The 11,717-nt window shown below is 44.4% G+C and carries 9 protein-coding genes; 2 read left to right on the top strand and 7 right to left on the bottom strand.

Annotation, left to right across the window (positions count from 1 at the left end):
• Both L5L77_RS14635 and L5L77_RS14630 read right to left on the bottom strand, forming a co-directional pair.
• The coding region (locus L5L77_RS14635) for a transposase (protein ID WP_263185135.1) at positions 1-158 on the bottom strand (158 nt) is incomplete at its 3' end.
• Positions 159-344: 186 nt separating this feature from the next.
• The gene (locus L5L77_RS14630; RefSeq protein WP_263186403.1) at positions 345-2,363 is read right to left on the bottom strand and encodes an NADPH-dependent 2,4-dienoyl-CoA reductase; all 2,019 of its coding nucleotides are present in this window, start codon (positions 2,361-2,363) and stop codon (positions 345-347) included.
• Between the two features lie 165 nt (positions 2,364-2,528).
• On the opposite strand from L5L77_RS14630, the gene sppA reads away from it, so the two are divergent.
• The gene (gene sppA, locus L5L77_RS14625) at positions 2,529-4,376 is read left to right on the top strand and encodes a signal peptide peptidase SppA (protein WP_263186402.1); all 1,848 of its coding nucleotides are present in this window, start codon (positions 2,529-2,531) and stop codon (positions 4,374-4,376) included.
• A gap of 137 nt (positions 4,377-4,513) precedes the next feature.
• Positions 4,514-5,527, top strand: a complete 1,014-nt coding sequence (ansA, locus tag L5L77_RS14620) for an asparaginase (RefSeq protein ID WP_006086774.1) — start codon at positions 4,514-4,516, stop codon at positions 5,525-5,527.
• Positions 5,528-5,833: 306 nt separating this feature from the next.
• Here ansA and L5L77_RS14615 read toward each other — a convergent pair whose 3' ends face one another.
• The 5 genes from L5L77_RS14615 to L5L77_RS14595 form a co-directional block, all read right to left on the bottom strand.
• Positions 5,834-6,115: a YeaC family protein gene (locus L5L77_RS14615; RefSeq protein WP_113940384.1), complete on the bottom strand. Its 282-nt coding sequence runs from the start codon at positions 6,113-6,115 to the stop codon at positions 5,834-5,836.
• On the bottom strand, positions 6,112-6,429 hold the full coding sequence (locus tag L5L77_RS14610; RefSeq protein ID WP_219234123.1) for a zinc ribbon domain-containing protein: 318 nt from the start codon (positions 6,427-6,429) through the stop codon (positions 6,112-6,114). The genes L5L77_RS14615 and L5L77_RS14610 overlap by 4 nt, the downstream gene beginning before the upstream one ends.
• 12 nt (positions 6,430-6,441) lie before the next feature.
• Positions 6,442-7,569: a M14-type cytosolic carboxypeptidase gene (locus L5L77_RS14605; RefSeq protein WP_105252564.1), complete on the bottom strand. Its 1,128-nt coding sequence runs from the start codon at positions 7,567-7,569 to the stop codon at positions 6,442-6,444.
• Between the two features lie 225 nt (positions 7,570-7,794).
• Positions 7,795-8,475 carry a response regulator transcription factor gene (locus L5L77_RS14600; RefSeq protein WP_028759856.1) on the bottom strand — a complete coding sequence of 227 codons (681 nt, stop codon included), beginning with the start codon at positions 8,473-8,475 and terminating at the stop codon, positions 7,795-7,797.
• A 223-nt stretch (positions 8,476-8,698) separates the two neighbouring features.
• Positions 8,699-11,218 (bottom strand): TonB-dependent receptor plug domain-containing protein, encoded by a 2,520-nt coding sequence (locus tag L5L77_RS14595; RefSeq protein ID WP_131524072.1) that lies wholly within the window; start codon positions 11,216-11,218, stop codon positions 8,699-8,701.
• Between the last annotated feature and the right edge of the window lie 499 nt (positions 11,219-11,717).

Genomic DNA, 11,717 nt, shown 5'->3' with positions numbered 1-11,717 from the left:
TCTTTAGGTAAATCTCGCCAAGGGATACCTGTTCTAAGGCGGTAAAGAATACCTTCGAATGTTTGTCTATGTTCAGGTTTGTCATAAACACGGCCTGTGCTTTTCATTAAATGAAATAGCTTTTCCCAGCGTTCATCGGTTAGCATAAGTCTTGGCATGGCTTGAGGTTATGGTTACTTTTGGCGAAGCAAATTATAACGTCTTGCCATGCTGTCTAAAAATCACTCTCGAAAGATCAACAGACCCTAAAACAAACTAAAACAAAAAAGCCTGAACACAAGTTCAGGCTTTCAGGATCTAAAATTGAATACGTTAAGGTTTAAAACGTAAGGCTTATCAACTTTCTATAAACGCATTGCCAGTTCAGCGCCTTGGCGGATTGCACGCTTAGCATCAAGCTCTGCCGCGACATCTACGCCACCAATCAGATGCACAGGCAGGCCCGTCGCTTTCATCTCATCCACTAACGTGCGATTCGATTCTTGCCCAGCACACAAAACGACGTTATCAACGGCCAGCACTTCAGCGGTTTCACCCACGCGAATATGCAGTCCGGCATCATCAAACTTATCGTAACTCACGCCCGTTTTCATCTTCACATCATGTTGCTTAAGCACAAGACGGTGGATCCAGCCTGTTGTTTTACCTAAGCCCTTGCCCATCTTCGACGTTTTACGTTGCAGTAAAAACACCTTACGATGATCAGTATTGTCGGAATGAGGTTCAGTTAGGCCGCCTGCATGCAGGTAAGTTTTATCTATGCCCCACTGTTGCAGCCATTTATCGGGGTTCAAGGTGCTCGACTGGCGCTCACACAAAAAGTGCGCCATATCGAATCCTATACCGCCAGCGCCAATCAAGGCCACCGTATTACCGACAGTCACTTCACCCGAGAGCACTTTTTGATAATCGACCACCCGTGGGTCGTCAAAACCGGGTAAGACTAAATCACGCGGCACAACGCCTGAGGCGATTACCACTTCATCAAACTTTTCCGTCGCCAGCACACTGGCATCGAGACGAGTGTTTAATCTCAGCTCCACCTTATGCAGCTTAATTTGGTTAATGAAATAACGAATAGTCTCGTTAAACTCTTCTTTCCCAGGGATTTTACGGGCGAGATTAAACTGACCACCCACCTCAGATTTCGCTTCAAACAAGACAACATGATGGCCTCGCATAGCGGCATAAACAGAAAACGCCATGCCCGCAGGGCCTGCACCCATCACCGCAATACGCTTTTTATTTACTGTGGGTAAGAAGTTGATTTCAGTCTCATAACAGGCGCGAGGATTCACTAAGCAAGTTGCGCGCTTGAGGGAAAAGGTATGGTCAAGACATGCTTGGTTACAGCCAATGCAGGTGTTGATAAGCTCCGGTGTGTTCGCAGCCGCTTTATTCACGAACTCGGGATCGGCGAGGAAAGGCCGCGCCATCGACACCATGTCCGCTTGACCTGAGGCAATAATCTGCTCACCAATCTCAGGGGTGTTAATGCGGTTAGTGGCAATTAAGGGCACAGAGACAGATTGTTTGAGCTTTTCAGTCACCCACGCAAAGGCGCCACGGGGCACGCTTGTCGCAATGGTCGGTACACGCGCTTCATGCCAGCCAATGCCCGTATTTAGAATGGACACGCCAGCTTGCTCTAACCACTGAGCCAGTTGCACCACTTCATCCCAAGTCGAACCGTTATCCACCAGATCGAGCATAGATAAACGGAAGATAATGATGAAGTCTTTTCCGACTTTTGCCCGTATCGCGTTAACAATCTCAATCGGGAATTGCGCCCGCTGTTCAAACGCACCGCCCCATTCATCGGTGCGGGTGTTGGTACGCGCACTGACAAACTGATTAATCAAATATCCTTCAGAGCCCATCACCTCAACACCATCGTAACCCGCTTTCTTGGCAAGGGCGGCCGAACTGGCGTAATCCTTAATGGTCGAGCGCACTTGACGGCTGGACATAGCAGACGGCGTAAAGGGTGTAATGGGTGACTTAATCTTACTTGGTGCTTGGGAAAAAGGATGATAGCCATAACGTCCCGCATGCAAAATTTGCATACAGATCTTACCGCCAGCCTCATGCACCGCCTGCGTTACCACGCGATGCTTACCCACTTGCCAAGGAAAACTCAGCTGGCATGCATGGGGCGTAAGGCGACCACGAAGATTGGGGGAAATACCGCCCGTCACAATCAAACCTACACCGCCCAGAGCGCGTTCTTTATAAAACGCTGCCAGTTTCTCAAATCCGCCCTTTTCTTCTTCCAAACCTGTGTGCATTGAGCCCATAAGCACACGGTTTTTGAGCTGGGTAAATCCCAGATCTAAGGGTTCTAATAAATGGGGAAACGACATTCAAACATCCTTTTAAAACAAGTGATTTAAATCAGCATACCTTGTGTCAAATCTAAGCTCAACCGTTGGATCGAGGCCATCAGTCAAAATCCTTTACAATTGTGTTTAGCCTGTAGCGCCATTTTCAGTTAGCATTGGCAGATTGGACTTATAAAGGAGTGGCAGATGTCCGCTAACCCATCGTTTTTCAAGAGAATATGTTTGTTTATTTGGCACACCCTGAACGGGACGCGTAAACTCATCCTCAATCTAATCTTTTTTGGACTCTTAGCCGCGATCATTATCTCCATTGGCAGTAGCGAAGATATCCAAGTTGAAGATAATTCGGCACTGGTGCTTAATTTAGCCGGCTCTATTGTCGATCAGAAACAACAAGTCGATCCCTTAGAAGCCGCATTCAAACAAGGCCAAAATGCCAACGCCGATGGTGAAATCCTACTCGCCGATGTGCTTTATGTCATTGACAATGCAGCGCAAGATCAACGTATTAGCGTACTAGTGCTCGACCTGGTCGATCTTAAACGTGCTGGGATCAGCAAACTACAATCTATCGGCAATGCACTCAATCGCTTTAAAGAGAGCGGTAAAAAAGTCATCGCCATCGGCAACTACTACGAGCAAAATCAATATTTCCTCGCCAGTTTTGCCGACACCATTTACCTCAATCCCCAAGGCGGTGTCTCGCTTGATGGCCTGAGTATGTACAACCAATATTTCAAATCGGCCTTAGAAAAACTCAAAGTCAAAGCGCATATTTTCCGCGTGGGGACTTTTAAATCTGCGGTTGAACCCTACATACGTGACGATATGTCAGATGCTGCGCGGGAAGCCAGTAGTGCACTGTTAGCCGATGTATGGCAAAGCTACACACAAACGGTTGCAGGCAATCGCAATATCGAACCGAATTCTCTGGTGCCCGACGCAACCACTTATTTGGCAGAACTCGATAAAGCCAATGGCGATTCAGCCACAATGGCAATCAACATGAAATGGGTTGATAACCTAGCGACCACAGAAGATTTTCGTAAAACCATGCTAGAAACAGTAGGAAAAGCCAGCAGTGGTGACAGTTTCAAGCAAGTCAGTTTTTATGATTACTTAACCTTAGTGACACCATTACCCAGCTTTGTAGAGCAAGACAGTGTTGGTATTATTGTGGCAAGTGGCACAATTTTGAACGGCACTCAACCTGCGGGCCAAATTGGCGGCGAAAGCACCGCCGAACTGCTACGTAAGGCACGTTTTGATAAACACATTAAAGCCTTAGTATTACGCGTTGATAGCCCTGGCGGTAGCGCCTTTGCCTCTGAGCAAATTCGTCAAGAATTACTTGCACTTAAAGCAGCAGGTAAACCCGTGGTTGTGAGCATGGGCAGTTTAGCCGCATCCGGTGGTTACTGGATTTCAGCCAGTGCCGACTATATCTTCGCAACGCCAACAACACTCACGGGTTCGATTGGGATCTTTGGTATGATCACTACCTTTGAAGATTCATTGGCCAGTATAGGCGTGCATACCGATGGCGTATCGACCTCAGAATGGGCAGGATTATCTGTTACCCGCACACTTTCCCCCCAGATTGAAGCGATTATCCAACGTCATATTGAACGCGGCTATTCGGACTTTATCTCCCTGGTCGCCAAAGAACGCAACATGACCATAGAACAAGTCGATAAGATTGCTCAAGGCCGTGTGTGGAGCGGTAAAAAGGCTCTGGAGCTTGGCTTAGTCGATGAACTGGGTGATGTAGATGAAGCCATAGCTAAAGCCGCTAAACTCGCGGATATGACGCTATTTGATACCCGCGTCATCGAACAAGAGCTGACACCCGAACAAAAATTCATGCAGCAGATGTTTGCCTCAGTATCGAGCTACCTGCCCGCCTCACTAAGTCAGTCATCGATGTTAGAACAAATGCTACAACAGTGGACTAGCAGTTTGAAAACACTCACCTCTTTCGATGATCCAAATAACGTCTACATCTACTGTGATACTTGCAATATGATGAACTAAATCTGCCAGCGTCTAGGTTGCAGCTCGCAACTTCAAGATGATGACAAAGACAAAGCCCGGATCTCCGGGCTTTTTTATTGGGTTTATGTCAGTAAAATCGTATAATTCGGCCACTTGAAGCTAAGAAAACGACAAGAATGACTAAACGCTCCATTTATGTTGCCTATACTGGTGGCACCATCGGTATGCAAAAGACCGATAACGGCTTTGTTCCCGTCGCGGGATTCCTGACTCAGTGCGTGCAATCTATGCCTGAGTTTTACCATGAAGAAATGCCGACATTCGTCATCCACGAATACTGCCCGCTTATCGACTCTTCCAATATGGCACCAACCGATTGGCAGATGATCGCCGACGATATACAAGCTAATTACGATAAGTACGATGGCTTTGTGATCCTTCACGGCACAGATACCATGGCGTACACGGCTTCAGCACTATCATTTATGCTGCAAGGATTGTCAAAACCTGTGATAGTGACGGGCTCGCAAATTCCCCTCGCCCAGCTACGCTCAGACGGCCAAACCAATTTATTGAACTCACTCTATATAGCGGCGAATTATCCAGTCGCTGAAGTGTGTTTATTCTTCAATAACAAACTCTTTAGGGGTAATCGCTCGACTAAGGCCCACGCCGATGGCTTCGATGCTTTCGCCTCACCCAACTTCCCGCTACTGCTTGAGGCGGGGATCAAAATCAATCTGCGCGCAGGCAAGATCACCGTTGCCAACGATACCCCATTAGAAGTCGCTCATATCAGCCCACAACCAGTCGGTGTGGTGACCTTGTATCCTGGGATATCGACACAGATTTTTGAGAACATTCTGCAACAGCCAGTTAAAGCCCTCATACTGCTGACATTTGGTGTGGGTAACGCGCCGCAGGATGCCGCCTTACTCAAAACCTTAAGGCAAGCAGATGAACGTGGCATAGTGCTGGTGAATCTAACCCAATGTTTCCAAGGTAAGGTGAATATGGGCGGCTACGCCACAGGCAATGCATTAGCCAAAGCAGGCGTGATCAGTGGCGCCGATATGACTATAGAAGCAGCCTTAGCAAAACTGCATTATTTGCTATCTAAAAATTTGCAACCAGCTGAGATAAAAGCGGCCATGTTACAAAATCTAGTCGGTGAACTGAGCATAGATTAAAGATAGTGTCTTTTAATCTGTTTGTTGCCCTCAAACGCTAGCAACAAAAAAAGCCCATATTTGATGGGCTTTTTTGATTTAAACTCAGACTAGATTTCAGCTCAGACTAAACAGCACTAAATGAATATTTATTTTAAGACTTTTGCGGACCAAGATTTGCATTGAAGTTATTTGATATCAAATCAATGTTAGTCTTGATATCACTAACAAAAGATAAAATGCCAATCCCCTTGCCAACCTCAGACTTACGCCTAATACCTATAATAAAACACCCCTTACATGCCAATCAGTGCGGCCAGTCAGAAATTATAAATCCTGCGCTTTAAAGCCGGCAATTGGCTCACCACGGAATTGCTTTTTCAGCTCGGCCTTAGACAGCTCATTAATTTTACCGTCAGATGCAATAGTGAAATGCTCTGTTTGCTCAAGCTTACGTGCTTGATACAACATCACCACCTGCAGAGTCGATTCACGCTGAGTCTCACTCAACACAGTACCATCCTCCCACTTACCCAGCTCTGCAGCACTGCGAAGCCTTTCATAGACTTCAACGGGCATTTGGTCGATCACTTGATTGATATCCGTCATACACTTTTCCGCTTATGTAACACGATTCTGACTCGTGTTACGAGATAACCTACAAAACCAAACACAAAGCATATTCCGGCGATATTCGCACGCATACCTTCAGCGGGTTCCCCACCCCAAAACCAAATCACCACACCAGCAATGAACAAGGTCATAGCAACGAAACTCTGATTCATTAAGCTGCTGGACTTTTGAATATGGCTAATGCGCGATAAGGACTCATTGTCGCCATCGGTTTTTGCTTGGCAATGGGGGCATGAAGGCGCTTTGCTCGACATACGTTTACGACACACCGGACATTCAATTAATGCCATATCAGCCTCGCCCTAACGTAACTTATCAACAACGGCGAGCATGGCAATCAGCGATGCTTCACCTAAATAAATACTGCGTTCTGGTGACCAACCCACAAAAGGATCGGCCAGATTGTTATTGTCTTTAAATGGCATCTCAAGGGTATTTGATAAACACTTGAAGGTCTGGGCAACCCAATTAGACGCTACGGTCAAATTCGCTTGGCCGGGCTCATCTTTATCATACCCATACTGAGTTTGAAAATCGGCACTGGCTAAGGTCAATGCTTGACTAAAGTCCGCTTGCAGCTGCGCCAGTTTATCATTGTAAGCGGGGACGCCTTCACAACCCGCTAGAAACACATAAGGTAAGCCTTCATCACCATGCACATCATAAAACAGGTCAACACCCGTTTGCTGCATCTTGTTGACGACGTGATATACCTCAGGGCTTTTTTCTAAACTCGGTGTTTGCCACTCGCGGTTTAGATTAATCCCAATCGCGTTAGTGCGCAGATGACCTCTGACACTGCCATCGGGATTCATGTTGGGCACTATATAAAAATTGGCCTTATCAAGCAGTGCTTTTGCCGTGGGACAGTCATTATCGAGTAAACGATTCACTAGACCTTCAACTAACCATTCAGCCATCGTTTCACCCGGATGTTGTCTGGCGGTGATCCAAATATTGCGTTTAGAAGGATCGCCATTCCCTACTTTCATCAGAGTAATATCGCGGCCATCTAAGGTCAGACCTAAATGCTCTAAATTGACATCTGGGTGTAACTGGGCGCCGCTGAGTAAATCTAAATGACGCTCATAGCTGTAGGGTGCAAAGTAAGCGATTTGAATGGCATCGCAATCTAACTCTATGCTAATGCTCAGTTTACCGTCTTGATATTGAGTCGGAATACGGAACCAATGCTGGCGATCATAACTGGCCACCGCCTGATAATCTTCCCATCCCTTGGTATAAGAAGCGGTTCCCGCATTGATAATATTCAAGGTGTAATGGTTACCCACTTCACCTTCAAATCGAAAATTGAACCATTGATAAAACTCACCACCCGCATCAGGGCGGATAGCAAGTTGAATATCGTCTTTATTATCAAGATTGACGACTTGGATATTTCCGCCATCAAAGTTGGCACTGATCCGCATAATGATTCCTAATAGGTTGTTAAAACTAAGGGCAATTTAATGGCGTGCGATAGATATCACACGGCACATTTTATTATATGGCCGATAGAATAAACCAAAACATCCCAAGGGGAAAACGAAAGCCATTAAATTCAGTCAAGACACTTGCAATCGACCTTTAATTAACCAGTTAACACGCCTAAAATCCACAAGAAATGAGCCTTTCGCTATAAATTCATGAAGATATTAGACCATAAAACTATAACCTTGGCCTCGTACTGTATTTATCAAATTACGCGGCAAGCTGATATTGGCTAGCTTACGGCGAGTGTTACTAATGTGCATGTCCAGATTACGGTCAAATCGGCCCAAATCTTTCTGTAGCACTGAGCGCTGCAACTCTTGCTTAGTGATGACTTGGCCTTTTCTTTCAAAAAGATATTTAAATAATTTAAACTCGGTTTGGGTCAAATCGACATAGCGGGTGCCAATAGTGATCCTATAACTCATTTCATCGAAGTTAATCACTTTAGCCGCCACAGTCGCCATTTGCGGCGAGTGAGAGTGACCGGCACAGAGACGCCGCTCTAAAGCTCGTAAGCGGACAAAAATCTCTTTTATGCTAAACGGCTTACTCAGAAAATCATCTGCTCCCAATTCATAACCAGTGATACGATCATCTTCATTATCACGTGCTGAGATCATCAGTACCGGCGTTGAACATTCACGCGCTTTTAGCAACTCAAACCCATTCATCTGTGGCATCACTAAATCAAGCACTATGATGTCTGGAGCAAAACTTTCAATGCATGCCAGCCCCTCGATGCCATTAACCGCACACTTAACCTCATGCCCTTGCGTACATAAGGCATCAGCTAACCAAACGCTAAACAATGGATCATCATCGACCAAGAGTATTTTACTCATCCTTAAAGCCCAAACGAGAATCTATATCATTTATATTACCATGCGAATCGAGACGACTCTAGCGCTATTACATTAGTTAAGAAGTGTGATGTTGAAAACTGTGAACAAAATACGATATTAACAACCAATCAACGGATGATTAGCGACTCTAAAATCATCTCGTAAACTCCCAATAAAAAAGCGCCCTAAGGCGCTTTTTAGAAACTAAGAGTCTGAACTTAGCTTAGAATTTAACAGTTACACCACCGTAAATCACGCGGCCGATTGTGTCATATACTTGTGGAACTGTGCCACCATCACTACCGTTAGAAACACGTGATGGTTTTTCATCAGTGAAGTTTTTCACACCTAAACTAACAGTTGTCATATCAGTGATGTGATATGTTCCAGAAATATTGTGGTATAGCACTGAGTCAACATCATAGCCTTTCGCCAAGTCTGTCATCTCACCAATATAACGGTTGAAGTACATAACACTCCAATCATCTTGACCAGCTGAGAGACTGAAGTTATTACGAACCTTAGCGTAAGCACCGAAGTTACCGTCGATAGTATCAGTGTAATCTTTATTATCCTGCTCAAAGTTCAATAAATATGTCGTGTCATTGCTGATTTTCCAATCCAAACCTAAGCCTTCAAAGTTATAGGCTAAGTTAAAATCAATACCGCTAGTATCTTGATAACCTACGTTGGTTAACGCATTCGTTAAATTACGCAAGTCACCTTCTGGGGTAATATTAAACGTTTCACAAGCTGACGTAATGCCATCTTTACAATCATCTAAGCCAGCCTGAGTATCTAAACGGGCGATCGCGTTATCCACTTTGAAGCGCCAGTAGTCTAATGTCAGAGACATACCATCAAGATAGCTTGGCGAATACACTAAACCAGCCGTATAAGACTCTGACTCTTCAGGCTTCAAATCTGGATCAGAAGTACGGTTTACCAAAATTTGTCCTGGCTGTTCATCATCTGACAACCAAGGATTTGTAAGGTAATCAAACGATCCCGAATTACCACCATATAATTCAGCAACACTTGGAGCACGGAAGCCTGTAGCCGCAACACCCCGAACCATTAAGTCATCTGTTGCAGTGTATGTTAAACCAATTTTCCAAGTGGTCGCTTTACCGAATGTTGAGTAATCGTCTAAACGCAGCGCGAATTCACCCGTTAATTTCTCGGTGAAAGGCACACTTACTTCTTGAAAAATCGAAATAACGTTGTAGTTACCATCGGTTGGATCTTGCTGTGCTGCAGTACTTTCACCTGCGACAACAATTGGATCGGGATTATAGAAACCACTCTCACGGCGGTATTCAGCACCAATCGCAAAACCAACGGCACCCGCTTTTAAATCAAACAACTCACCATTCAAGCCCGCAGATAATGTCTGTTGTTCATTACCGCCATTTGCAGCCTCTGTATAACCAACAGCATCTTTCATCGCTTGTGTAAGTGGTGCACCACTCAACCAAGCATCAGGATTAGCATAAATAGCGTTACGCATATCGCTAGCATTGATAGAGTTCTCTACTGCGGTTTCTGCTTTGTTCTTACCAAATGTATAAGTAACATCCCAGTTCATACCTGTATGAACGTCTAAAGTACCCGCTAGACCACCTGATAAACGCCAAGTATCAGTATCCTGAGTATAAATACGAGGACCTACATCATTCATACGTCTAGCATAGAAGACTTGCCCATGATCATCAGGCTTAATACCTGCAGCAATCATATCACTATCAAGTGTTAAACACTTTAATGGATCTGCATCTGGTTGACCACAGACATCAAGATATAGCTGTGCAGGTTGAGCTGCCATTTGCTGATGAGAACGACGGTTGGTATAAATAGCATCTGCAGTTAACACAACATCATTACCCAGCTCTTGAGTCATGTTAGCAAATAAACTGCGACGTTCACTTGGTGTTTGATAGTAGCTATCTTGGGTGAAATCATAAGTCTCTGTTTGTGCTACCCAATTACCATTAGCATCTTGAACCATACCATCTAGTGAACCCGTTGGTATAATTCCACTCGCACCAGGTTTAGTCCAATCACGATCAGATTGGATCACACCACGTCGGTCAGAAAAAGCGGCACCAAAGGTGTAATTACCACCATCGGTGTTAAAACCGTATAGTGCACTGACATCACCACTTTCGCCATCGCCTTTATCTGTACCACTGCCGTTAAAATCGAACTGGAAACCTTCAAAATCTTTCTTCGTGATAATGTTCACTACACCAGCAATGGCATCAGAACCGTAAACCGCTGATGCGCCGTCTTTCAGAATTTCAACACGCGCAATCATAGCGACTGGAATCGAGTTCAGATCCACTGCACTATCAGCGCCTGAACCTGAGTTAACCATGCGGCGACCATTCAATAACACAAGCGTACGTTGTGAACCCATACCACGTAAGTCAACTTGGGCAACACCGTCAGCACCGTTGTTTGTGGTTGAACCCACTGCCGCACCCGCCATCGAAGTCTGTACTTGCAGCATTTGGTCAACAGAAGTGAAACCTTCCGCTTTAATCGCAGCAGCATCGATAACGGTCACAGGAGATGCTGTTTCCATATCTTGGCGTTGAATGCGTGAACCTGTAACTTCAATACGTTCAACTTTTGCTTTTTCTTCAGCAGCAAATGCGCTTGACGTAACAAATGCACCTGTAGTGATAGATGCAACGATAGCTAAATTAATAGCTGACGCAACTTTCGTTCTTTTGATCATGTATGAATGCTCCCTAGATCTTACTATTATTTTTATGCTTACAGCTTGTACAACTATTGCTGTACTAGTGTTGCACTCGATACTGATGATTCACTTTAACTCCGTCAATGCTCAAAATATTAACCAATAAAAAATTAATGTTAATAAATTTGAGTTAATTTGTTTAATTTTATGATTTTTATTTTCAATAAGACTTAATATATATAATTACACAGAGATTAAGCCTTAATTATAATGATTTACCAGTGATTAACACTGTTAACAAATTACTTTTGCGAAACATATTCAATACCAATAAGTGTGATATACATCACACTTATTCGATACAGCGAGAGCCTTGAATTGGAATGAAGTATTGATTAACTACCACTTAAACTGCATATCTATAGGCGTGAGCAACTAGAAATAGCCATAATAATTAAGATAATCTCGCTAAATCAGTACATAACAAAAGATACAATCAGCATCAATTGTGTTATCTATGCATAAAAACAAAGCC

The sequence above is a fragment of the Shewanella sp. SM29 genome, from assembly GCF_025654245.1.
Lineage (GTDB): Bacteria > Pseudomonadota > Gammaproteobacteria > Enterobacterales > Shewanellaceae > Shewanella > Shewanella oncorhynchi.
This window is presented reverse-complemented; position numbering and strand designations above follow the sequence as displayed.